Source organism: Aeromonas sp. FDAARGOS 1404 (assembly GCF_019047085.1).
In the GTDB taxonomy this organism is placed as follows: domain Bacteria; phylum Pseudomonadota; class Gammaproteobacteria; order Enterobacterales; family Aeromonadaceae; genus Aeromonas; species Aeromonas veronii.
On record NZ_CP077237.1, the window covers coordinates 3,356,589 to 3,379,811 of the forward strand.

The 23,223-nt window shown below is 58.3% G+C and carries 21 protein-coding genes; 8 read left to right on the top strand and 13 right to left on the bottom strand.

Going from position 1 to position 23,223, the window contains the following annotated elements; genetic code table 11:
* The first annotated feature begins 27 nt into the window (after nt 1-27).
* The 4 genes from rbfA to pnp all read left to right on the top strand — a co-directional run bounded on the left by rbfA (nt 28) and on the right by pnp (nt 4,146).
* On the top strand, nt 28-465 hold the full coding sequence (rbfA, locus tag I6L34_RS15800) for a 30S ribosome-binding factor RbfA (protein ID WP_042060105.1): 438 nt from the start codon (nt 28-30) through the stop codon (nt 463-465).
* 1 nt (nt 466) lies between these two features.
* On the top strand, nt 467-1,417 hold the full coding sequence (gene truB / locus I6L34_RS15805; RefSeq protein WP_005338798.1) for a tRNA pseudouridine(55) synthase TruB: 951 nt from the start codon (nt 467-469) through the stop codon (nt 1,415-1,417).
* Between the two features lie 144 nt (nt 1,418-1,561).
* Nucleotides 1,562-1,831 (top strand): 30S ribosomal protein S15, encoded by a 270-nt coding sequence (gene rpsO, locus I6L34_RS15810; protein ID WP_005338797.1) that lies wholly within the window; start codon nt 1,562-1,564, stop codon nt 1,829-1,831.
* 167 nt (nt 1,832-1,998) lie between these two features.
* A complete protein-coding gene (gene pnp / locus I6L34_RS15815; RefSeq protein ID WP_058059430.1) occupies nt 1,999-4,146 on the top strand; it encodes a polyribonucleotide nucleotidyltransferase in 2,148 nt (715 codons plus the stop codon).
* Nucleotides 4,147-4,244: 98 nt separating this feature from the next.
* Here the strand turns inward: pnp and I6L34_RS15820 are convergent, their stop codons facing one another.
* The 11 genes from I6L34_RS15820 to I6L34_RS15870 form a co-directional block, all read right to left on the bottom strand.
* Nucleotides 4,245-5,303: a chemotaxis response regulator protein-glutamate methylesterase gene (locus I6L34_RS15820; protein ID WP_042080649.1), complete on the bottom strand. Its 1,059-nt coding sequence runs from the start codon at nt 5,301-5,303 to the stop codon at nt 4,245-4,247.
* Entirely contained in the window at nt 5,300-5,791 is a 492-nt protein-coding gene (gene cheD / locus I6L34_RS15825; protein WP_058059429.1) for a chemoreceptor glutamine deamidase CheD, read from the bottom strand. Before cheD ends, I6L34_RS15820 begins: the two co-directional genes overlap by 4 nt.
* Nucleotides 5,792-5,794: 3 nt before the next feature.
* Nucleotides 5,795-6,598 (bottom strand): protein-glutamate O-methyltransferase CheR, encoded by an 804-nt coding sequence (locus I6L34_RS15830; protein ID WP_005349557.1) that lies wholly within the window; start codon nt 6,596-6,598, stop codon nt 5,795-5,797.
* Nucleotides 6,599-6,655: 57 nt separating this feature from the next.
* Nucleotides 6,656-8,410 (bottom strand): methyl-accepting chemotaxis protein, encoded by a 1,755-nt coding sequence (locus tag I6L34_RS15835; RefSeq protein ID WP_058059428.1) that lies wholly within the window; start codon nt 8,408-8,410, stop codon nt 6,656-6,658.
* 43 nt (nt 8,411-8,453) lie between these two features.
* Nucleotides 8,454-9,023 (bottom strand): chemotaxis protein CheW, encoded by a 570-nt coding sequence (locus I6L34_RS15840; protein ID WP_005358506.1) that lies wholly within the window; start codon nt 9,021-9,023, stop codon nt 8,454-8,456.
* Nucleotides 9,024-9,035: 12 nt separating this feature from the next.
* A complete protein-coding gene (locus tag I6L34_RS15845) occupies nt 9,036-10,961 on the bottom strand; it encodes a methyl-accepting chemotaxis protein (protein WP_058059427.1) in 1,926 nt (641 codons plus the stop codon).
* Between the two features lie 10 nt (nt 10,962-10,971).
* Nucleotides 10,972-13,182, bottom strand: a complete 2,211-nt coding sequence (locus tag I6L34_RS15850; protein WP_216954964.1) for a chemotaxis protein CheA — start codon at nt 13,180-13,182, stop codon at nt 10,972-10,974.
* A 22-nt stretch (nt 13,183-13,204) separates the two neighbouring features.
* Complete coding sequence (locus I6L34_RS15855) at nt 13,205-13,531, bottom strand: STAS domain-containing protein (RefSeq protein ID WP_005358513.1); 327 nt, start codon at nt 13,529-13,531, stop codon at nt 13,205-13,207.
* A gap of 13 nt (nt 13,532-13,544) precedes the next feature.
* Entirely contained in the window at nt 13,545-13,913 is a 369-nt protein-coding gene (locus I6L34_RS15860) for a response regulator (protein ID WP_005338778.1), read from the bottom strand.
* Nucleotides 13,914-13,920: 7 nt separating this feature from the next.
* Nucleotides 13,921-15,135 (bottom strand): methyl-accepting chemotaxis protein, encoded by a 1,215-nt coding sequence (locus tag I6L34_RS21990; protein ID WP_021230363.1) that lies wholly within the window; start codon nt 15,133-15,135, stop codon nt 13,921-13,923.
* Between the two features lie 253 nt (nt 15,136-15,388).
* Nucleotides 15,389-16,477, bottom strand: coding sequence for a ketoacyl-ACP synthase III (locus I6L34_RS15870; protein WP_021230362.1), 1,089 nt, complete (start codon nt 16,475-16,477; stop codon nt 15,389-15,391).
* Nucleotides 16,478-16,703: 226 nt separating this feature from the next.
* On the opposite strand from I6L34_RS15870, the gene I6L34_RS15875 reads away from it, so the two are divergent.
* From I6L34_RS15875 to I6L34_RS15885, 3 genes are all read left to right on the top strand, one after another.
* Nucleotides 16,704-17,645, top strand: coding sequence for a LysR family transcriptional regulator (locus tag I6L34_RS15875; RefSeq protein ID WP_216954965.1), 942 nt, complete (start codon nt 16,704-16,706; stop codon nt 17,643-17,645).
* 128 nt (nt 17,646-17,773) lie between these two features.
* Nucleotides 17,774-18,382, top strand: coding sequence for a LysE family translocator (locus I6L34_RS15880; RefSeq protein WP_216954966.1), 609 nt, complete (start codon nt 17,774-17,776; stop codon nt 18,380-18,382).
* Between the two features lie 97 nt (nt 18,383-18,479).
* Nucleotides 18,480-20,339, top strand: coding sequence for a U32 family peptidase (locus I6L34_RS15885; RefSeq protein ID WP_216954967.1), 1,860 nt, complete (start codon nt 18,480-18,482; stop codon nt 20,337-20,339).
* A gap of 67 nt (nt 20,340-20,406) precedes the next feature.
* Here I6L34_RS15885 and I6L34_RS15890 read toward each other — a convergent pair whose 3' ends face one another.
* On the bottom strand, nt 20,407-20,880 hold the full coding sequence (locus tag I6L34_RS15890) for a methylated-DNA--[protein]-cysteine S-methyltransferase (protein WP_216954968.1): 474 nt from the start codon (nt 20,878-20,880) through the stop codon (nt 20,407-20,409).
* On the bottom strand, nt 20,877-22,421 hold the full coding sequence (locus tag I6L34_RS15895; protein ID WP_075115426.1) for an AlkA N-terminal domain-containing protein: 1,545 nt from the start codon (nt 22,419-22,421) through the stop codon (nt 20,877-20,879). Before I6L34_RS15895 ends, I6L34_RS15890 begins: the two co-directional genes overlap by 4 nt.
* A gap of 411 nt (nt 22,422-22,832) precedes the next feature.
* On the opposite strand from I6L34_RS15895, the gene I6L34_RS15900 reads away from it, so the two are divergent.
* On the top strand, nt 22,833-23,222 hold the full coding sequence (locus I6L34_RS15900; protein WP_005343572.1) for a type IV pilin protein: 390 nt from the start codon (nt 22,833-22,835) through the stop codon (nt 23,220-23,222).
* Nucleotide 23,223 lies beyond the last annotated feature (1 nt).

Genomic DNA, 23,223 nt, shown 5'->3' on the forward strand with positions numbered 1-23,223 from the left:
CGGCCCCCTTTTATCGCAGGATAGAATATGGCCAGAGAATTCAGCCGGACCCGTCGGGTCGGACAGCAGATCCAGCGTGAAATCGCGCTGATCCTGCAGCGCGAGGTGAAAGACCCGCGCATCGGCATGGTGACTGTTTCCGATGTGGAAGTGTCCCGTGACCTCAACTATGCCAAGATTTACGTCACCTTCTTGCAGCTGGAAAATGATGCCGAACGTATCAAGGAAGGCTTGCTGGGTCTGACCGAAGCAGCCGGATATATCCGTAGTCTGCTGGGCAGTGCCATGCGTCTGCGCGTGGTGCCCGAGCTGCGTTTCTACTACGACCAGACCCTGGTCGAGGGGATGCGTCTCTCCAACCTGGTGACCAACACTGTGCGTGAAGACAAGCGTCGCATGGCCGAATCCGGCCGTGACGAAGAAGCTGAATCCGCACCGGATGACACGACTGAGGATAAAGCCTGAGATGACCCGAAGACGTCGTTTCAAGGGCCGTGATGTGCACGGCATTCTGCTGCTGGACAAGCCGACCGGCCTGACCTCCAACGATGTGTTGCAGAAGGTCAAGCGCATCTACAACGCCGCCAAGGCCGGTCACACCGGCGCACTGGATCCGCTGGCGACCGGCATGCTGCCGATCTGCCTCGGCGAGGCCACCAAGTTCTCCCAGTATCTGCTGGAAGCGGACAAGCGCTATGAGGTGACCGCCAAACTGGGCGAGCGCACCAACACCAGCGACTCCGATGGTGAGGTTGTCTCTACTCGTCCGGTGAACGTGGCTGTCGGTACCCTGATCGAGGCGCTGGACCAGTTCCGCGGCCCCATCATGCAGGTGCCCTCCATGTACTCCGCGCTCAAGCACAACGGCCGTCCGCTCTACGAATATGCCCGCGAAGGCATCGAGATTGAGCGTGAAGCCCGTCCCATCACCGTATTCGAGCTCAAACTGCTGAGCTTTGAAGGTGATGAAGTGCGCCTTGAAGTGCACTGCAGCAAGGGCACCTACATACGCTCTCTGGTGGATGATCTGGGGGAAGTGCTGGGCTGTGGCGCCCACGTGACTCAGTTGCGCCGTACCCAGGTGGCCAGCTATCCGTACGAGCGGATGCTGACTCTGGAGCAACTCGAGTGTATCTTCGAGCAGGCCAAGGCCGAGAGCATCCCGCCGCGCGAGCAGCTGGATCCTCTGTTGTTGCCGATGGATACCGCCGTAGCAAGCTTGCCCGAGGTGAACATGCTGGCGGTTGTGGCTGCCTATGTGAATCAGGGCCAGGCCGTGCAGGTGGCGGGTGCGCCGCAAAGCGGTCAGGTTCGCATGACGGTCGGCCCGGAGCGCGAGTTCATCGGGGTTGGCGAGATTGATGATGATGGCCGCGTCGCTCCCAAGCGACTGGTGCGTTATCACGACGAGGAGTGATCCTCAGGCGGTATCAGCGCGTCTTTCCCGTTTCGCCTCTTTATCGTTGCGAAAAGGGGCGGGGACGATTATGATACCGCCCTCATTTCACGGCTGAATTAGAGATTGGCTGTGAACCTTTAAACACTCTACTGGAGTATTACCATGTCTCTAAATGCTGAGATCAAAGCTCAAATCGTTGCTGACAACGCTCGTTGCGCCAACGACACCGGTTCCCCCGAAGTGCAAGTTGCCCTGCTGACTGCCCAGATCAACCATCTGCAAGGTCACTTCAAAGAGCACTCCAAGGACCACCACGGTCGTCGCGGTCTGCTGCGCATGGTTTCCCAGCGTCGTAAGCTGCTGGACTACCTGAAGCGTAAAGATTCCGAGCGTTATGCTGCTCTGATCGCCAAGCTGGGTCTGCGTCGTTAATCGACCATCAGATTTCGCGAAAAAGGGGAACCGTCAGGTTCCCCTTTTTTATTGCTCTTCAAGCCGTTGCCTACCTCACAGAATTTGCGTCGCCGCTTACCTTTTGCATCGAATCAAGTATACTTGTGCGCGAATTTAAAGAGCCAAATTGTAAAAAGGAAATTCACGTGAATCCTATTGTAAAGTCATTCCAGTACGGTCAACACACCGTCACTCTGGAAACCGGTGTGATGGCCCGTCAAGCCACTGCGGCCGTTATGGTCAGCATGGACGATACCTGCGTATTTGTGACCGTAGTCGGCAAGAAAGAGGCCGATCACGGCCGTGATTTCTTCCCGCTGACCGTCAACTACCAGGAGCGTACCTATGCTGCTGGTCGTATCCCGGGTGGTTTCTTCCGTCGTGAAGGCCGTCCGAGCGAAGGCGAGACCCTCATCTCCCGTCTGATCGACCGTCCTATTCGTCCGCTGTTCCCGGAAGGCTTCCTCAATGAGGTTCAGGTCGTTGCGACCGTAATGTCCGTGAATCCGGCCGTATCCCCCGACATCGTTGCCATGATCGGTGCCTCTGCTGCACTGGCCATCTCCGGTATCCCGTTTGGCGGCCCGATCGGTGCTGCTCGCGTGGGTTACATGAACGGTCAGTATGTGCTGAACCCGACCACCACCGAACTGCCGCAGAGCGATCTGGATCTGGTTGTTGCCGGTACTGCCAATGCCGTGCTGATGGTTGAGTCCGAAGCGGCCATCCTCTCCGAAGAGGTAATGCTGGGTGCCGTTGTGTACGGTCACGAGCAGATGCAGACCGTGATCAATGCGATCAACGAGTTTGCCGCTGCTGTCGGCACCAAGCCGTGGGACTGGACTCCGCCTGCCGTCAACGAAGCGCTGAAAGCCAAGGTTGCCGAGCTGGCGAGCGCCGAACTGGGTGAAGCCTACCGCATCACCGAGAAGGCTGTCCGTTACGAAACCATCGCAGCCATCAAGGGTCGTGTGGTTGAGCAAGTTATCGCTTCCGGCGTGGAAGAAGATGCCAAGAAGATCGGCGAAGAGTTTCACAGCCTGGAAAGCCGCATCGTTCGTGGTCGCGTAGTACGTGGTGAGCCGCGTATCGATGGTCGCGATCCGGAAATGATCCGCGCCCTGAGCGTAGGTACCGGTATTCTGCCCCGTGCTCACGGCTCTGCCCTGTTCACCCGTGGTGAAACTCAGGCCATCGTGGTCGCCACTCTGGGTACCGAGCGTGACGCCCAGAACATCGACGAGCTGACCGGCAACCGTGCCGATCGCTTCATGCTGCACTACAACTTCCCGCCATACTGTGTCGGTGAGACCGGCATGATGGGTAGCCCGAAGCGTCGTGAAATCGGTCACGGCCGTCTGGCCAAGCGCGGCGTTGCTGCCGTGATGCCGAGCGCCGCCGAGTTCCCGTACGTGGTGCGCGTGGTCTCTGAAATCACCGAATCCAACGGCTCCTCCTCCATGGCGTCTGTCTGTGGTTCCTCTCTGGCGCTGATGGATGCCGGTGTGCCGATCAAGGCCTCCGTTGCCGGTATCGCCATGGGTCTGGTGAAGGAAGAAGAAGGTTTCGTCGTGCTGTCCGACATTCTGGGTGACGAAGATCACCTGGGCGACATGGACTTCAAAGTAGCCGGTACCACCGAAGGTGTGACCGCGCTGCAGATGGACATCAAGATCGAAGGTATCACCAAAGAGATCATGGAGATTGCTCTGAAGCAAGCTCGTGGCGCTCGTCTGCACATCCTGAAAGTGATGGACGAAGCTATCCAGGCTCCGCGTGCCCAGATTTCCGATTTTGCACCGCGTATCCACACCATCAAGATCAATCCTGAGAAGATCAAGGACGTGATCGGTAAGGGTGGTTCCGTGATCCGAGCGCTGACCGAAGAGACCGGCACCAACATCGAGCTGGATGATGACGGCACTGTACGTATCTCCGCTGTGGCCAACGAAGCCGCCATGGAAGCGATCCGTCGCATCGAGGCCATCACCGCCGAGATCGAAGTGAACCGCATCTATGAGGGTAAAGTTGTTCGTCTGGCCGATTTCGGTGCATTCGTCAACATTCTGCCGGGCAAAGATGGTCTGGTACACATCTCCCAGATCACCGACGCTCGCGTGCAGAACGTGGCTGACCACCTGACAATCGGTGACGTGGTCAAGGTGAAGGTACTGGAAGTGGACCGTCAGGGCCGTGTACGTCTCTCCATCAAGGAAGCGAACTCCCCGACCGAAGCAGCTGCACCTGCTGCTGACGCCGCTCCGGCCGCTGAAGAAGCGCCTGCTGCAGAGTAATCTGCTCGCCTGATACCGGATTGGTTCCGGTTGATGTAAAAAGTCCGGCTCCCCTTGGGGAGCCGGACTTTTTTATGGTCAAAACGCGCGATAAGGGATTACTTGCCGAGGATGGCGTATTGCATCTCTTGTAAGGGGAGCACATGGCGGGCAGCTCCCAGCTTGATCGCCTCCTTGGGCATGCCGAAGACCACGCAGGAGGCCTCATCCTGGGCATAGGTGTTGGCACCCGCATCCAGCATCTCGCGCAATCCCCGGGCACCGTCATCCCCCATGCCGGTCATGATGATGCCGGTGGCATTCTTGCCGGCATATTTGGCGACGGAGCGAAACAGCACATCTACCGAGGGGCGATGGCGGTTGATAAGAGGCCCGTCGACCACCTCGACGTGATAGTAGGCACCGCTGCGCTTGAGCAGCATATGCTTGCCTCCGGGGGCTATCAGCGCCAGCCCCGGGATCACCCGGTCATTGTTCCTCGCCTCCCGCACTTCTATCTGGCAGACCCCGTTCAACCGCTCGGCAAACATGGCGGTAAATTTTTCCGGCATGTGCTGCACGATGACAATGCCGGGGCTGACCCGGGGCAAGGCAGTCAGCACGGCTTCTAGCGCCTGGGTGCCGCCAGTCGAGGTGCCGATGGCGATGAGCCGCTCGGTGGTTTGTGCCATGGCGTGCTGGTTGGGCGCCAGCATGGCATCCGCGTTGAGTTTGGTGCTGACCGGCACAGATGAGGGCTTGCCCACGCGTTTGAGGTTGGCCTGGGCCGCAGCACGTACCGCCATGGCCAGGTCGTGGGCAGATTCTTGCAGAAAGCTTTTTATCCCCATGGTCGGTTTGGTGATGATGTCCACCGCGCCGGCAGCCATTGCCTGCAGGGTGGTCTCGGCCCCTTTTTCGGTGAGGGAGGAGCAGATCACCACCGGGGTTGGATGCTCTGCCATGATCTTGGAGAGAAAAGTGATGCCATCCATACGGGGCATCTCCACATCGAGCACGATGACGTCAGGCCACTCTTTCTTCAGTTTTTCCTGGGCAAACAGGGGATCCGATGCCGTGGCTATCACCCGGATATCAGGTTCCTGCTCCAGCACCGCTTGCAATACCTGTCTGACCACGGCGGAATCATCCACCAGCATGACCCGGATCTGCTTCATTCTCGCGACTCCCGTTGATGTGGCAGACGATGATGGCGGAGCCAGACACTGCCGTTGCTGAGCTCAAAGAGCAAGCTTCGGTGGCCGCTATGGCCAAGATGATGGGCTTTGATATCAAGGCCAAGGTGTCGGGTCAGCTGCCAAGCTGCCTGAATATTTTTGGTGGCGACATTGTTGTCGCTCTGTGCGTATTGAGGCTCGGTAAACATGTTGCCCCCCCCGAACAACTTGGCCTCATATTCATGGATGGGGGCGGGATAGTGACTGGCCGCTTGCAGCAGCAAGGCGAGGGCCTCGTCGGCATAGCGCCCATCCAGCTTGGCAGAGGGATTGCGCCGACTTGGAAGCATGTAGTGACACATTCCTCCCTGTTTCTGCTCCGGATGCCACAAGGTGATGGCAATACAGGAGCCCAGTACGGTTCTGACCACCACATCCTCCTTGCCAAAAAAGAGTTCTCCCGGTTGCAGGATCACCTCCCGAGTCATGACTTATCTCTTCTGATATATGGAAGGAGAGACAAGCTGCAGGCCGTGGTGCAGGCCATGCAGGCTCTCGGCGTGGCTCACCAGCAGGTAGCCACCGGGTTTGAGTCTGGGTACCAGCCGCTGCAATACTTGCCCTTTGGTCTCCTTGTTGAAGTAGATCATCACGTTTCTGATGAAGATGACGTCAAACATGCCGATGTCCGGCAGATCCTGATTGAGGTTGATCTGCATGAACTGCACCTTGTCCCGCAACTTGCGATCGATGATGAAGATGCCCTCCTGCAGGCCCACACCCTTGAGGCAATATTTCATCAAAAAGGGCAGTGGAATATTTTGCGCCCGCTCGATGGGGTAGCGCCCGCTCATCGCCTGTTCCAGCACCCGGGACGAGATATCGGAGGCCAGGATCTCCCAGTTGAAGGTGCTGCGTTTTTCCGCGAGGGTCATGGCCAGACTGTAGGGCTCCTCGCCGGATGAGCTGGCAGCGCTCCAGACCCGCAGCGATTGCTCGGGCGGGAGCGCTGAGACTATCTCCCGCGTCAGAAACTCGAAGTGTTTGGGCTCCCTGAAAAAGTAGGTTTCGTTGGTGGTCAGCAGATCGAGCGCCAGCTGCAGTTCGCTGCTGCGATCGTTCATGATGAGCTGGAAGTAGTCGTCATAACTATCCAGCTCATAGTGGCAGAGTCGCTTAGCCAAGCGGCTGGCTACCAGCGCCTTTTTGGCCGGAGACAGCTCTATCCCCGCCGTTTGATGAAGCCAGCGTTGGAAACGGGAGAACTCATCATCATGCAGCTGGGTTTGATACAAAAAACAGTCCCTCTACCTGTGGTGTCGGAGATGGGAGAGGCAACGCCTCTCCCGTGACTAGAACCGGACAAAATCGCCATCGCCGATGGGGCGTTGGACTGTGGCGGCTCGTTCCCGACTGTTGGCATTGCTCTCGTTCATGAAGCGACCTCGGGTATTGGGGTGAAGATGCGAGGTGGCTGCTTTACCTTCTTTGGCGTGGACCTCGAGGGTAAAGAACTCCATGGCCAGCTGCAGCTGTTCAGCCTGGCTGCTCATCTCTTCTGCTGTGGCAGCCAGCTCTTCGCTGCAAGAGGCATTCTGCTGGGTAACCTGACTCAACTGGTTCATGGCCTGATTGATTTGGCTGACACCGGTGGATTGCTCTACCGAAGCGGCACTGATCTCCTGCACCAGATCCGAGGTTTTGTTGATTGAAGGAACCATCTGATCGAGCAGGCGACCTGCTTTTTCCGCCATCTCGACACTGCTGGAGGCCAGCTCACCAATCTCCTGTGCTGCCACCTGGCTGCGTTCGGCCAGTTTGCGCACCTCCGCCGCCACTACGGCAAAGCCTTTGCCGTGATCGCCTGCCCGCGCCGCTTCGATAGCTGCGTTGAGAGCCAGCAGATTAGTCTGGTAGGCGATGTCATCGATGATGCCAATCCGTCTGGCGATCTGCTTCATGGCATCCACTGTCAGTTTGACCGCTTCTCCTCCCTCTACGGCCTCTTTGGCTGCCTTGCTGGCCATGCCATCGGTGACCTGGGCATTGTCGGTATTCTGGTTGATGCTGGCGCTCATTTGCTCGATGGAAGCGCTGGTCTCCTCCATGCTGGAGGCTTGTTCACTGCTGGATTGGCTGATCGACTGGGCGGTCGCGCTTACCTGCTCGGCGGCACTGGAGAGGTTGTCAGAGGCGCCGCGTACTTCGGTGACGATGTTGGTGAGCGAAGCGATGGTCTTGTTGAGCGCATCCTTGGTGGTGCCAAACACACCGGGGTAGTCCGCCTCAATCTGTTGAGTCAGATCACCTTTTGCCAGACATTGCACGACCCGGATGACGTCGTTGAGTGTGCTGTCGATCACTTCGGCAATCTGGTTGATCCCTTCTCCCATCGCCTGAAAGAAGCCGCTCTTGCCAGCAAGTTCCATCCTGCGGTGCAGCTCGCCATTGATAACAGCCTGCACAATGTCGGACATCTCTTTCTCTATCATTACCTCCTTGGTTCTGTCGGCCCATTCGACCACGGATCCCAACCGTTCTCCGGTATCGTTGAAGACCGGATTGGCGATCAGGGAGAAGGTGCGCCCCCCCAGCTGTATCTGGGTGCGGTAGGTGCTGTTGAGTTTGGCCAGCATGGCGCGCTGATGGCCGGGATTTTTATGAAAGCTGTCGATGTTGGCGCCCATCAGCTGATTGGCGTTGAAGCTGTAGAGCTCTTTCTTGATGTCGGTCTCAGCCTGATTGAGCATGCCGGTCACAGCCTCGTTCATATAGATAATGTCGAGGTTGGTATCGGCAATCATCACGTTGGTGCTGGCGCAGTCGAGGGCTTTGCGAACCAATTGGTTCTCATGGAGCAGTACCTGGTTCTTTTTAATGTCGTTGCGGCTCTGTTCCAGCTTGTCGCTGAGCAAGGTGACCACCTCGTTGATGGCATGTCCTACTTCACGAAAGGGACTGTCCATACCGGAAAGATCGAGTTGTGCTGGAACCTGCTCTGCCAGGACTGCGTGTTGCAGCTGGCCAATTGCGTCGAGTAACTGGGTCCGCTGCCTCACTTCGGTGGCATTGTCTCCGAAGAGTTTTCCTAAGAGTGATTGGGTCATGAGCGTTTCCTTATGCTGCATGTCGTGGAGTATGGAGGCCTGTTCAGGAGGGTTGCAGGCTGCCTTGTGGCAACCTTGCCTGTGGCTGGGCCAGTTCGTTGAGTTGAGCCATCTCATCGAGTGACAACACTTTCCCGGTATCGATGAGGATGACAAATTTGCCGTTGACCTTGCCCATGCCGCTGATGAAATCGGCCCGGATGCGGGCACCAAAACTGGGTGGGGGTTCGATATCTGCTTGTGGGATACCCAGTACTTCCGATACGGAATCCACCACAACGCCAATATCCTGACCTACAGGTTCATCGCCCTGTGGGGCCACCCCCTCAATAATGACGATGCAACTGCGGCGAGTGATGACCGAAGGTGCATTGCCAAAGCGGGCATTCAAGTCTACGACCGACACTACCGCTCCTCTGAGGTTGATTACGCCGCGAATAAAACCCGGCATCATCGGAACCGGAGTGATATTGCCGTATTCGATGATCTCTTTGACCCCCAGAATATTGATGGCGAACATCTCGTTGTTGATCAGAAATGTCAGGTACTGGGCATCGCCACTGCTCTCGTCAGCGGCCGCTGATGGCACCGTGATGTCGGTGGATGTATGCATGGTCGCCTCCGGTTAAAAGCGGACAAAATCCGCGTCATCAATGGAATGGGATGATGGTTGATTGGGCTGGCTGGCCCGTTGTGGGGGGGCGATGAAACTGCCTCTGGGAGGCATGCCCTTGTGGCCGGTTTCATTGGGCCTGGTGTTGAGCTGCGCACTTTTCTCCAGAGCAAAAAAGGCCATGGTTTGCTGCAGTTCGCTGGCTTGCGAGCTCATCTCTTCGGCCGTGGCCGCCAGCTCCTCGCTACTGGCCGCATTCTGCTGTGTCACTTGATTAAGCTGGTTCATGGCCAGACTAATCTGGTTGGCTGCGCTGGCCTGTTCACCTGAGGCGGCATTGATCTCTTGTACCAGATCAGAGGTTTTGCGAATGGAGGGGACGATCCTCTCCAGCAGGTTGCCAGCCCTCTCTGCCTTGCTGACGCTGTCGGAGGAGAGCTCGCCAATCTCCTGCGCAGCGATCTGGCTGCGTTCTGCCAGTTTTCTCACCTCGGCAGCAACCACCGCGAAGCCTTTGCCATGCTCTCCGGCGCGAGCCGCCTCGATGGCGGCGTTGAGGGCAAGCAGGTTGGTCTGGTAGGCAATGTCGTCGATGATGCTGACTTTCTTGGCGATTTGCTGCATGGCGGTCACCGTCTGTTGAACGGATTGGCCCCCTTCGGTGGCCTCCAACACCGAGTTGCTGGCCATGCTGTCGGTGATCTTGGCGTTCTCGGTGTTCTGATTGATGCTGGCGCTCATCTGCTCGATAGAGGCGCTGGTCTCTTCAACGCTGGCCGCTTGCTCGCTGGTGGCTTGGCTCAATGCCTGCGCCGTGTTGCTCACCTGATTGGAGGCATTGGTCAGGTTGTCGGCGGCGTTGCGTACCTCTTCGATGATATTGGTCAGCTCAGTGATGGTCCGGTTGAGGCCGTCTTTGGTCTGGCCGAAAATACCTGGGTAGGGCTCATCGATCCGTTGGGTCAGATCACCCTTGGAGAGTGCGGTGGCGATGCGCATCACATCTTCCAGGCTGGTATCTGTCACATGGGAGAGGCGATTCAGCAGCTCTGATACCCGCTTGATGTAGCCCTGACGATCCTCCAGCGCAATCTTGTGGCTGAAGTCGCCCTGTTCGACAGCGGCGGTGACCAGCGTCTCGATATCCGTGATCAAGGCCCCGAGTTTCTTGACCATGTTATCCATCGCCATCAAGAGCTGACCCGCTTCATCGTTGGACTCTATCTGGATCGATACATCCAGATTGCCATCGGCCAGACTATTGGCCACGCGCAGAGCCTGTTCGATGGGGGTGATGATGCTTTTGATCAGCAAGGTGCCAAACCAGGCTGCGAGTGCGATGCCGACCGCGATAACCACCGCCATGGTTAGCAGCATGACGTCATACCAGGATTGCGCTGCGGTATATTCCGACTTGGCCACATTGAGCTGCAGGTTGACCAGCTCGGTGATTTTGTTGCCTATCGGGTCGATGGAGCCATAGAGGGCACCGTCAAAAGTGTTCAGCATGCCAGTAATCATGCCGTGCTGGGTGGCGAGGTATTTCTCCAGCTTGCCAATATCGGTATCGGCCGCGTTGAACAGGGTTGTCGCCTCGGCTGACAAGCGTTGTTCATCCGGTGTGAGGGTGGTGGACTGGTAGTGATGCCACTCGTTTTTGATTGTCTGCTGGGCCTGTTGTATCTGCTTCAAAGCCTCTTCTGCCGGGATCAGCCCCGCATTGGCCTTGTTGAGGTTGTCGATGATCGAGACGGCATAGCTGTCGGAGATGGTCTTCAGCTGCTTGAGGGGAACCACCCTGTCGTTGTAAACGCGCTGCAACCCGGTATTACTGCTCTGCATGTTGTATAACCCGAGGCTGCCAACGGCCAGCAGCAGCAGGCAGAGCATGCAGAGCAGTACAATAAGACGCAATTTGATGGTGGAATTTTTTAACATGATGGTCCCCTCAGTTGATGCTGGATTGAGGCAGGTTGCGCGACACTGTCAACCTGTTGAGCTGATAGGATTCCTGAGTTATTGCGTGCTGGATCAGCGAAGGAATGTCGAGGATCAGGGCGACCTCTCCCCCCCCCAGAATGGTTGAGCCACTGATGCCCTGCAGGCGCTGGAACAATTTTCCCAACGGTTTGATGACGGTCTGGAATTCTCCCAGCAGTTCATCCACCACCAGTCCGGATTTTTTGCCTGCGTGGCTGACCACGACAATGTTCTCGCGCCGCCCCTTGCTGCCATTGGTATCGAAGTAGTGTTGCAGGCGGATAAAGGGCAGCACCTCGCCACGCAAATTGATGTAATTACGACCTTGGGTATCGGCCAGTGCACTCTGGGTCAATTCAACGCACTCGATCACCATATCGAGGGGAATGACGTAGTGGGTATCGCAGACTCGCACCAGGAAGCCGTCGATGATGGCAAGGGTAAGCGGCAGGCGGATCTGCACGCGGGTTCCTTTTCCCGGGATGCTGTCCAGATCGACCGTGCCGCGCAGGGCAGTGATGTTACGTTTGACGACATCCATGCCCACCCCGCGACCGGAGAGGTTGGTTATCGCCTCGGCGGTAGAGAATCCCGGCTCGAAGATCAGGTTGTATATCTCCTGATCAGTCAGCGTGGTGGTTGGGCTGATCAGACCGCGCTCGATGGCTTTTTGCTGGATCCTGGCTTTGTTGAGACCAGCTCCATCATCCCGAATTTCGATGACGATACTGTTGGAGTCGTGATAGGCATTAAGATTCAGGGTGCCACGGGGGGATTTGCCTGCCAGCAGCCGTTGCTCTGCCGATTCGATGCCGTGATCCATCGAGTTTCTGACCAGATGCATCAGCGGATCGCCGATCTTCTCTACCACCGATTTGTCCAGTTCGGTCTCGGCTCCGGAGATCACCAGAGTGATATCCTTGTTCAGTTCCTGACTGACATCGCGCACCACCCGCTGGAAGCGGTTGAAGGTATCGCCGATAGGCACCATTCGCAGGCGCAGTGCACTGTCGCGGATCTCTTCCACCAGCATGGCAATGACCGAGGTGGCTTCCTGCAGTTGGCTTTCGCGGGTGCGTTGGGCCAGCAGATTGGCTCCTGAACTGGCGACTACCAACTCCCCGACTAGATTGATTAGATCGTCCAGCTTGTCGGCATGCACCCTGACGTAACGGCCCTCTTTGCTCTTGCTCTCCTTGGTCTGGTTCTGTTTTTTCAGGGCGGCATCGACGACGGCTTCGTTGACAGCACCCTGCGCAATCAGGATCTCCCCGAGTTTGGGCGCTTGTTCTGCCGAGGTCGCTTGTTGTGCCTGCAGACCGCTGGCTAACTCCTCTGCGGTGAGGGCGCCGGTGTTGACCAACAACTGGCCCAGCATGGTGCTATCTTCCGGTAGCGACTCGATCAGGTTGATGAACTCGGCGATCTTGCTGTGGGGCGGCAAGATGGTGATCTGACAGTCATCTCTGACAAATTCAAAGACATCGCTGATGGCCGTCTTGTCTGCCTGCGAGTCGAAGTCTATCTCGTAGCCGAGGTAGCAATTCTCCGGATCGAACTGTTCCCAATCCGGTAGCGCCTGATGGATGGTCTCCACCGAGCATATGGTTCCTAGTGTGCCGAGATAGCGCAGAAATGCGGCCGGATCCATGCCATTGCGCAGTACATCGGGACCAAAACGCAGTGAGATATGCCACAGGGAGGCGGAGCTGGTAATCCCTCCCTCTTTTTCGATCTTGGGTTCCGGCGTATGTACAGTATCTGGCAGCGTGGCATGGGGGACGCACTGATGACGGGTGAGGGTGAGCCTCAGCCGTTCATCCTGGTTGGCATCGCCCTCGCTTAACGTGCTGCCCTGTTCTGCAACGACACTGATGAGCGTCTGGATATGGTCACAGCTCTCCAGCAGATCCTTGATCAGAGGAGAGGTGACGGTGAGCTGCTGATTGCGGATCTGGTCTAGCAGATCCTCGACGATATGGGTAAACCCGACGATGGGTTGCAGACCAAACAGGCCAGCCGACCCTTTGATGGTATGAGCAGCACGGAAGATGGCACCAATCAGCTCGCTATTGTCAGGGTCAGATTCCAGTGATAGAAGGGCTGACTCCATCTCTTCAAGCAACTCGCGTGCCTCGGCGATATAGGTTTGTAAAGCCTGATCAAGATCGATGCTCACGGTGACTCCTTGTCATGGTAGCTCAGGGCCGTTCGCCATGGGTGATGAGGGTGGGGTCGCCAAAAAAGGCCGAGAGTTGGCAGAGCTCCAGTAGTTCAAGCACAACATGGCTGTGCCAGACCAGCGCCAGGGAGGAGCCTTGCTGCAGAGCGGTTTTCTTCGCGGCCAGCAGCAATTGCAGCCCTGCGCTGTCTATCTCGGATACCGCCGCCAAATTCAGCTCCAGTTCGTTCCCCTGATGCAATAAGGGCGAGAGGGCATCTTTCAGCTCGCTGACTGTATAAATGGTGATCTCGTCCGGCATGGTCACCACTACCTTGTTGTCGAGTAGCTCACTCTGTAGTTGCATGATGCGCTCCGGATCACGGCATGATGAGCTTGGCGACTGCGGCCAGCATCTGTTCGGGCTGGAAGGGTTTGACCACCCAGGCTTTGGCTCCCGCGGCTTGTCCCTCCTGCTTCTTGCTGTCCTGAGACTCGGTGGTCAGCATGATGACAGGGGTAAATTTGTAGTTGGCCAGCTTTTTGGCCTCTTTGACGAAGGTGATGCCATCCATGTTCGGCATATTGACGTCACTGATGATCAGGTTGATCTTCTTGCCATCTAGTTTGTTGAGCGCATCTTTGCCGTCAGAGGCTTCCATGACCTCATAACCGGCGCCCTTGAGGGTCATGCCCACGACTTGGCGAATAGTTGCCGAGTCATCCACGATCAGGATCGTTTTGCCCATATCTCTCCTAGAAAAATGTGATGTCGGCGCTGCTTGGTTGCGCGTTGACAGAACGGGTGGTGCGACCATGGTGAATATTGCGCTGTTCGTCGGTGGCGTATGAGAGTTCCATCTCTGCCAGCCAGCGATTGGCATCGATCTGGATTGGCCCTGTCGCATTGCTGCTCTGCTCCGAAGCAACCAGATGGCTGGAGAGGCTCTCCATGTTTTGTCTGACGTGGCTGAGGATCTGGCTGACCCTGTCTTGAAATTGCAGCGAGACAATGACGCTGGAGATTTCGCGATGGATATCGGTGCTCTCGTTTTGCAGCAGGGAGGCGGATTCCGCCAGGCTGTCAGTGGCATGGCGAAAACGGGCCAGTACCTGTTCGATTGTCTGCTCCGAGTTGAGCGCCGAGGCGTGATCCCGTGCGGCAGCATTTTCGGCAATCTGGAATGCGCGGCCGATAGCAGTATTGATGGTGTCTACCTTGTCGGTCATCTTCTGGGCGGTTTCGCTAGAGAGGCGGGAGAGGTTGCGCACTTCATCCGCGACCACAGCAAAGCCACGGCCTGCTTCCCCTGCACGAGCCGCTTCAATGGCGGCGTTGAGGGCCAGCAGGTTGGTCTGGGAGGCGATTTTGGCCACATCCATGGCCATGGTGTTGAGCTCTATGGTGTAGGTGGTCAGGCTTTTTATCTCACCCAGCATGGCGTCCCGATTAGCCTGGGCGGAATGCAGGATGGCAACCACTTCATTGAGCTGCTGCTGGCTCTCGCTCAAGACTCCTGCCATGCCACGGGAATTGGCATCACCCAATTCTCCGGCTGCCAGATGAGAAGCATTGACTGCTTCTTCCAGCTTGTTGGCCAAGCCGCTGAAGCGTTGAGTCAGGTCAATCATCGCGGCTTCGGTTTGTTGACGAGAGCTTTCAATTTGCTGGGACCAGATAGGTAGAGCCTTCTCGCACACCTGTTCGAGCCCGATGATGGAGTGGGCGAGAGGATCGGTCGCGACGGTTTGTTCCTCTCCTGCACGATGTCGGAGTGTGTGCTGGTGGAAGTGGCTCGATGTCCAGAGCGCGGCGGCAATACCAACTAGCACATTGAGCAGCAGGTAGAGAGGTGACAGCGCATCGGCAAGCTGCAGCAACAGGCAGCTCAGCAGAGCAAGCCCGATGCAGCAAATCCAGCAAACCGGTTCCCAAAGCGGTGTGTTCACGCCACTTTTGTGTTGTGCCATACGTAGCTTATCCCTGTGCAATTATTTGGTAAGAGGTAAAGGCGCGGGACCGAAACAGTCATGGTGCCCCTTGACGCTCTTTTCTTTATTTATAGTTGGCACAATAAGGTTAGCGGAAAAAAATTAATTGGCTGCAAATCGGAGTTGTTTGTATCAGCGATTGCCGTATCAAGCGGCTTGCGAAGTGGGGGGCAGAGCTTGGTGGGGATGAAAAGGAGAGAGGGAGCCTGAGGATTCAGGCTCCTGATGAGGATCAAGCCTCGTTGGCGTGAGCCTTCTGGCAACCTTCCACGGCGTGGGCGATGAGCTCCAGTGCGCTCTTGTCGCACGGGGGCAGTTCGGCATCGCACGCCTTGATGGGGGTGACGCGATCGCCCCACTTGATGATGGCGGCCCCCCAGGTCAGGCCGGCACCGAAAGCGGCGGTCAGCAGATAGGAGTTCGGCTTGACGCGGCCCTGCTCCAGAGCTTCGCAAAGGGCGATGGGCACAGTGGCGGCGGAGGTGTTGCCGTAGTTTTCGATGTTGACCATCACCTTCTCCATCGGCGCATTCATCCGTTTGGCGAGGGTCTCGATGATGCGGATATTGGCCTGGTGCGGCACGATCAGGTCGACCTGCTCCGGCGCAATACCGGCCTGCGCCAGCACAGTGCTGGTGGCTTCCCCCATGCCGCGCACGGCGCGTTTGAAGATCTCCGGCCCTTCGAAGTTGAAGGTGAACAGACCATCGATGTCGGCAAAACGCACCCTATCAGTACCGAAGTTCGGTACGTGCAGGATCTCCCGCGCTTCGCTGTCGCAGCCGAGCTTGTTGGCGATCAGGCCACACTCCTGCTCGCTCGCCTCGATTACCACGGCACCGGCACCATCGCCAAACAGCACGGCAGTATCGCGGCGCGCCCAGTCCAGCAGGTAGGTGAGGCGCTCAGCGCCGATCACCAGCACCTTCTTCATCATGCCGGTCTGCACCAGCGAGGTCGCGACGGAGAGGGAATAGACGAAACCGGTGCAGGCCGCGTTGAGGTCAAACACGGCTGCATTGACGGCGCCCAGCTTCTTCTGCACCGCAGAGGCGGCGCTTGGCAGCAGGTTGTCCGGGGTGGCGGTGGCCAGGATGATGCCATCGAGATCGCTCGCTTCCAGACCGGCACAAGCCAGCGCGCGGCGACCGGCCAGGGTGGCGAGATCCGAGGTGCTGACATGGGAGATCCGGCGGGCCTTGATGCCGGTGCGCGGATAGATCCACTCGTCTGACGTATCCATGATGGTGCTGAGGTCATCGTTGGTCAGCACGGAGGGAGGCAGGCATTTGCCCCAGCCGGTGATATTGGCGTATTTCATCTTGTTACCGCTTCTCAAAGTGGATCGCCCGCGGGCGGAAAATCGTGCAATTATGCCGTACGAGACAACCACTGTCATCTTGTGGTCATGGTTATGTGTAGGGCGAGCGGCTGCGCCATCTGGTCGCAAAGGGCTGCAACGCGCTGAACATGGCAGGAAATTTTGCTTAAAACGCGGGACTCCTCTGTCCTAAGATAGGCATTTCGCCACCGATGAGGGTATCTCCTTGCTCAGAGCCAATCTCAACTTGTTGCCGACCCTCAAGGTGCTGCTGGAGACCCGCAATATCAGCCGCGCCGCCGAGCTGCTGCACCTGAGTCAGCCCTCCATCAGCAAGCAGCTTGGCCAGTTGCGCAGCGAGTTTGATGACGAGTTGCTGGTTCGGGAGGGGCAACGCTGGCTGCTGACGCCACGGGCCGAAGCGCTGGCCGCTCAACTGGCGGATTCTCTCGGTGCGCTGGAGCGGCTCTACGAGGCGCCCGGGTTTGACCCGAGCCGCTGCGAGCGGGTATTTCGGCTCGCCTCCTCCGATTATGTGGCCCAGCATATCCTGCCTGATATCTGCGCCGCGCTCGCCAAAGAGGCGCCGTTGGCGGCGCTGGAGTACAGCCTGTGGGACAAGCGTCAGCTGCCGCAGTTGTGGCAGTCGGAGCTGGATCTGGTCTCTACCATCACCGAGCAGGTACCGGAGCAGATCCGTGGTCTGCATCAGGGGGAAGATCGGCTGGCGGTGCTGATGGGATGTCACCATCCGCTGGCAGGCAAGGCGCTGAGTCTCGATGACTATCTCGCCTGGCCTCACCTGCAGGTGAGTGGCGGTGGTGACAAGGACAGCCCGGTGGAGCAGGTATTGGCGCCGCAGGGACTGAGTCGGCGCTGGTTTGCCAGAGTCCCCTTCTTTCAGGCGGCAGTGGAGGTGTTGCTGCGCACCGATTGCCTGATGACCACCCCGGCTCATATCGCCTGGCAGCTTTCCTGCGGCCTTGAGCTCACCTTTGTCGATCTGCCCTTTGCGACCCGCGACCAGCAGTATCATCTGCTGTGGCACCAGCGCCACCATCAGGATCCGGCCCACCGCTGGTTTCGCGAGCTGGCCTACCCATTCCTGCGGGATCACCTGCAACGTACCGTCGGCGAGAGTCGCAAGCTGCTCGATCTCCGCGGTTAGCCCCGGTCAGTTGTGTGGTGCCATAGCCATTGGTTATGGAATCTATTCATAACTTTCACTACTGGCATAATGGCTCAGCCCGTACCCTGAATGCAGGTCATCATATCGAGCATATAAAGAGGAAATGCATGGAACTGACGAGTTGGCTGGCACTGGCCGCAATCTGCGTGATTGGCGCCATCAGCCCGGGGCCGAGTCTGGCGCTGATCATCCGCAACACGGTGCAGGGCGGGCAAGGGCACGGCGTCGCCACCGCGCTCGGACACGGCCTCGGGGTTGGTATCTATGCGCTGGTCACGGCGCTCGGCCTCTCAATTTTGATCACCCAGACCCCGATCCTGTTTGATCTGATCCGCTACGGCGGCGCCGCATTTCTTGCCTGGCTCGGGGTGAAAGCCCTGCTGGCAAAACCAGCCAGTGACGAAGGGAATGAAGAGGTGCATCAGTTGCGTGGGCGGCAGGGGGCCTTTGAAGGCTTTATGGTGGCCTTCCTCAACCCCCAGCTGGCGGTGTTCTTCATCGCCCTGTTCAGCCAGTTTGTGCGAGCCGATACCGGCTGGAGCGAAGGGGGCATCATGATGCTCACCGCGGGCGGGATCGATGCCGTCTGGTACGTGCTGGTGGCGCTGGTGCTCTCTCGTGGGCCTGTACTGGCGTGGCTTAAAGCCAAATCCTTTGTGATCGATAAGGTGAGCGGCTTGGTGCTGCTCGGGCTGGCACTCAAGGTGGTTATCTAATCCTGCATTTTGCGGATACCTTAAGCGGGATCAAGGCACGCGGGTGGTGAATGGGCTAGAGTAGCGCCCATTTGCTGTCCGCCCTGATCCCGAGACCATGCACCAGAACAAGCACCCGTTAAGCCACAACAACCGGTTGGAGCTGCTGGCTCCGGCCAAGAACCTCGCCTACGGCATCGAAGCCATCAACCATGGTGCCGATGCCGTCTACATGGGGGGGCCGGCCTTTGGCGCCCGCAGTGCGGCGGGCAACTCCATCGAGGATATCGAGGCGCTGGCGCGCCACGCCCACCGTTTCGGCGCCCAGGTCTTTGTCGCCTTCAACACCCTGCTGCACGATCATGAGCTGGAGCAGGCCCGGCGGCTGACCCACCAAATCTATGAAGCAGGAGCAGATGCGCTCATCGTGCAGGATATGGGGCTGCTGGCGCTGGATTTGCCTCCCATCGCGCTCCATGCCAGTACCCAGACCGACAACCGCACGCCGGAGAAGGTGAAGTTTCTGCAGGATGTGGGTTTCTCTCAGGTGGTGCTGGCGCGCGAATTGTCTCTTGCGCAGATCCGCGAGATCAGTGCAGCGACCAATGTGCAGCTGGAGTTCTTTATCCACGGCGCGCTCTGCGTCTCCTACAGTGGCCAGTGCAATATCAGCCATGCCCGTACCGGCCGTAGCGCCAACCGTGGCGAGTGTGCCCAGCTCTGCCGTCTGCCCTGCTCGCTGCAAAAGCCGGACGGTGAAGTGCTGGTGGCCGACAGCCACCTGTTGTCCCTCAAGGACATGGATCAGACCGACAACCTGGAGGCGTTGATCGAGGCGGGGATCCGCTCCTTCAAGATTGAAGGGCGCCTCAAGGGGCTCGACTACGTCAAGAACGTTACCGCCTGGTATCGCCAGAAGCTGGACGCCATTCTGGATAGCCGCTCCGATCTGGTGGCCGCCTCTGCGGGTCGTTGCAGCTACAGCTTCACGCCTGACCCCAAGAAGAGCTTCAACCGCGGCAGCACCGACTACTTCCTCCATGGCCGCCAGCAGGGGGTCGACTCCACCAAAAGCCCGAAATATGTGGGCGAACCGCTGGGGCGTGTCACCAGGGTGACCCGGGACGGTATAGAGATCGATGGCAAACAGGTCCCCCTCAACAACGGCGACGGTTTGGGCTTCTTCAAGCCGAATAACGAGCTGGTGGGTATGCGCCTCAACAAGGTAGAAGGTAAGCAGTTACTCCTGTCAGAACGCATGCCAGGGCTTAAGGTGGGGACCGAAATCTACCGCAACCACGATCAGGCTTTCAGCAAGATGCTGGAGAAGGCGAGCGCGGATCGCCGCATCCGGGTCGATATGGTGCTGGCTGAGTGCGATGAGGGCGTGAGCCTCACGCTCACCGACGAGCAGGGCATTAGTGCCGCGGTGACCCTGCCTTGCGACAAACAGCCTGCCGACAACCCGGAGCGGGCGTTGCAGCAGGTGCGGGATCAACTTGGCAAACTCGGCAATACCCTGTTTGTGGCGCGCAAGATTGAGTTGGCATTCACTCACCCGCTATTTATCGCTGCATCACAGCTCAACGGTTTGCGCCGGGATGGCATCGCCGCGCTGGAGGTCGCACGCGTGGCGAGCTACCAGCGCCCCGAGCGACGCATTGCCCTGCGGGATATCAACTATCCCCAGCACCGTCTCTCCTACCTTGGCAATGTGCTGAACAGCGCGGCCGAGCAGTTCTTCCGCGAACACGGGGTGGAGCGGATTGCTCCCGCCTATGAGGCGAACAAGGAGGAGCGGGAAGTGGTGCTGATGATCACCAAGCATTGCATCCGCTATAGCCAGAACCTCTGCCCGAACGAGGTGCCCGGTCTCAAGGCCGAGCCGCTGGAGCTCAAGATGGGTAAAGACACCTTCCGCCTGCGTTTTGACTGTAACCGCTGCGAAATGCATGTGATGGGTAGCCTGAAACGCTGATCAATTAGCCCCTTTCTCCATCCGGAAAGGGGCAATTTTATATCGCAGGTTCTCTACCCACCTTCCTTTAATTGCCCCTCTCCAGCGCCAGCAGTGCTTTTTTAATCTCCAATCCCCCCGCATAGCCTGTCAGGCTGCCGTTTTGGCCGATCACCCGATGGCAGGGAACGATGATTGAGAGCGGATTGCGGCCGTTCGCCGCGCCCACTGCCCGCACCGCATCGGGTTTGTCGATGGCGCGGGCAATATCGCTGTAGCTGCGGGTCTCGCCGTAGGGGATGTCACACAGCGCTTGCCATACCGCTTGCTGAAAGGCGGTGCCGTGGGCGGCAAGGGGCAGGGAGAAGCGCTGCAAGCGACCGGCAAAATAGGCGTCAAATTCGGCGAGGAAGGGGGCCAGTGCTCCGTGATCTTGCTGCCAGCCACTCATATCGGGCAGTGCCCGCAGGCCCGCCACAAAGTCTACGTGCACCAGACCAGATTCATTGATGGCGACCAGCAGCTCGCCGCAGCGGGTCGGCAGGATATCGTAGCGGATCATGGGGTTATCTCCTGTTGTTGGTTATCCGGCTGGTTTTCGTTGCTAGTGGCATGGATCAGAAAATCGGGCGCTGCACTCATGGCATGCCACAGCCAGCTGGCCGCATAGCTGCGCCACGGCTGCCATGCTGCGCTTTGCGCCAACACCTCCTTCACCGGCAGCTTGGTGCCGCCTCCGAGTGCCTTTTGCAGTACCAGATCGGAGGCGGGGAAAGCATCGGTATCCAGCCCGCAACGCAGCCGCCAGTAAGAGACCGTCCAGGGGCCTATACCCGGCAGCGCCAGCAACTGCTCGTCACTGGCTGTAGTGAGGGGCAGCTCGCCACTGGCCAGCGCCTGCGCCACTCCGCGCAGGGTGCGAATGCGGCTGCCGGGCATGCCGATGCCGTCGAGATCGAGTTCGCACAGCTGGGCGGGGGCCGGTAGTTGCGCCACCCCGAATTGCGCCTCAGTGCGCGCCACCAGTCGCCCGAGTATGGTGATGGCTCCCTTGACCGACACCTGCTGGCCGACGATAGCGCGCAGCATCACCTCGTACTCGTCCCAGCCCCCCGGCAGGCGCACGCCGGGCCAGCGCGCTTGCAAACGGGCCAGTAGCGGATCCCGACCGAGCAGATCACCGATCCGCTGCATGTCGGCATCGAGATCCCACATCCGGCGCACCCGATAGAGCAGATCCGGCAGCGCGGCGAGCGGCAGATCATGGACTGTGAGCAGCAGGCTGTGCCCCTTGCCCTGTGCGATGCGCACCAGCGCGACCTGATCGCCGACCCGGTAGCGCCGCTCATACACCTCGTCATCTACCCGCTCCAGCCTGGGGATCGCCCGCAGCCGATAGAACGCCAGCATGGCCGCCACGTCATACGGAGGGCGGTAGGGCAGTTGCAGCGTCAACCTTGCCCCACGCTGGCCTGAAGCACAGTGGTCGGCCATATCGTCACAACCTTCCTGCTGGCGAAGGGTACGCGGGGCCAGTCCATAGGCGTTGAGCCAGGCGTCATTGAAGCGGCGGATGCTGGCAAAACCGGCGGCAAACGCGATATCAGTGATGGGGAGCCGGGTCTCAGTCAGCAGTCGTTTCGCGAGCAGCAGGCGGCGCGTCTGCTCCACCTGTTTTGGTGAGGCGCCGAGATGTTGCTCGAACTGGCGGCGTAGCGTGCGTTCGCTGATCCCGGCCTCAGCGGCCAGTTTGGCGAGCGTCCCCTCCGCCAGCTCGCCGCGATCGATGCGTGCCAGCATACGTGCCAGTTCAACCGGCAGATCGCCACGGGCGGCGGGGGCCAGCTCAGGGCGGCAGCGCAGGCAGGGTCGCAGCCCATACTGCTCAGCGGCCGCGGCGCTTTGGAAGTAGCGCACATTGTGCTCGTGCGGTGGCCGTGCCGGGCAGACAGGCCGGCAGTAGATGCCGGTCGAGAGCACGCCGGTAAAGAAGCGGCCATCAAAGCGAGCATCGCGGGCGAGCCGTGCGGCATGGCACTGCTCACGGCTGAGGGTGTTGATCACCTCATCTTGTGACGACTCTGGGCTGGGCTTTGCATTCATGGTGTGGGCGGCTTTGCTGGAATAGATGGCAAGAGAGTAAGGGGGCTCAGGGGCTGTGACTAGCCAGAAACGGACAGGGATAGCAAAAATTGGCCAAAGGTTTTTTTGCTCTTTTATTGCACGGCCGGGTTTCACTCTTCGTCACGCTGTTATTCATGTATCGCGGCTCGACAGAAGGGGGCATAACGGACGAGTCGTAGGCACGATTGGCTTAGCTTTATTTGCTTAGCGAGATTAGTTGCGGCGAAAACTGCTTAAAAATTAATAACAGATCACATAACTATCTTTTTTACATTGAGTGTGGTGATTTTGTGTTGTTCAATCGAGTCAGTTAATTTTTGATGATTATTAAGTCATCACATCTGCGGCCTTAGGCCGACCAATAACAACAACACTTGCCAAGGATGATAAGTGAACGACTGTAAGGCATGGCCCCATTGCCGGGGGTTTAGTCTGATCGAGTTGTTGATCGCCATGACGGTTGTCAGCATTCTCGCGGCCATCGCGTTGCCAGCGTATCAGGGTTATCTGCAACAGGGACGTCGTTACGAAGCGCAGCAGCAATTGCTGGAGCAGGCGCTCGCCCTCGAACGTATCTATACCCAACAGGGCCGTTATCCCGATACGTTTGCTACCCCTTCCAACACTGATTTCTACCAGTTCAGCTACAGCCAGCAAGATGCTGGCGACTACCTGCTCAAAGCTATTCCAACGACGCGACAACAGGATGAGTGCGGCACTCTGACCCTCGATCAGACCGGTTATCGCGCGGCCAATCGCCATGACTGCTGGGGATCATAAA

Bases quoted from the DNA above. Each gene is read 5' to 3' on its own strand.
- I6L34_RS15835 (WP_058059428.1), bottom strand. From the start codon at position 8,410: ATGACCCAATCACTCTTAGGAAAACTCTTCGGAGACAATGCCACCGAA.
- I6L34_RS15840 (WP_005358506.1), bottom strand. From the start codon at position 9,023: ATGCATACATCCACCGACATCACGGTGCCATCAGCGGCCGCTGACGAG.
- I6L34_RS15895 (WP_075115426.1), bottom strand. From the start codon at position 22,421: ATGAATGCAAAGCCCAGCCCAGAGTCGTCACAAGATGAGGTGATCAAC.
- I6L34_RS21990 (WP_021230363.1), bottom strand. From the start codon at position 15,135: ATGGCACAACACAAAAGTGGCGTGAACACACCGCTTTGGGAACCGGTT.
- I6L34_RS15870 (WP_021230362.1), bottom strand. From the start codon at position 16,477: ATGAAATACGCCAATATCACCGGCTGGGGCAAATGCCTGCCTCCCTCC.
- truB (WP_005338798.1), top strand. From the start codon at position 467: ATGACCCGAAGACGTCGTTTCAAGGGCCGTGATGTGCACGGCATTCTG.
- rbfA (WP_042060105.1), top strand. From the start codon at position 28: ATGGCCAGAGAATTCAGCCGGACCCGTCGGGTCGGACAGCAGATCCAG.
- I6L34_RS15885 (WP_216954967.1), top strand. From the start codon at position 18,480: ATGCACCAGAACAAGCACCCGTTAAGCCACAACAACCGGTTGGAGCTG.
- cheD (WP_058059429.1), bottom strand. From the start codon at position 5,791: ATGACTCGGGAGGTGATCCTGCAACCGGGAGAACTCTTTTTTGGCAAG.
- I6L34_RS15890 (WP_216954968.1), bottom strand. From the start codon at position 20,880: ATGATCCGCTACGATATCCTGCCGACCCGCTGCGGCGAGCTGCTGGTC.
- I6L34_RS15860 (WP_005338778.1), bottom strand. From the start codon at position 13,913: ATGGGCAAAACGATCCTGATCGTGGATGACTCGGCAACTATTCGCCAA.
- rpsO (WP_005338797.1), top strand. From the start codon at position 1,562: ATGTCTCTAAATGCTGAGATCAAAGCTCAAATCGTTGCTGACAACGCT.
- I6L34_RS15820 (WP_042080649.1), bottom strand. From the start codon at position 5,303: ATGAAGCAGATCCGGGTCATGCTGGTGGATGATTCCGCCGTGGTCAGA.
- I6L34_RS15880 (WP_216954966.1), top strand. From the start codon at position 17,774: ATGGAACTGACGAGTTGGCTGGCACTGGCCGCAATCTGCGTGATTGGC.
- I6L34_RS15855 (WP_005358513.1), bottom strand. From the start codon at position 13,531: ATGCAACTACAGAGTGAGCTACTCGACAACAAGGTAGTGGTGACCATG.
- I6L34_RS15845 (WP_058059427.1), bottom strand. From the start codon at position 10,961: ATGTTAAAAAATTCCACCATCAAATTGCGTCTTATTGTACTGCTCTGC.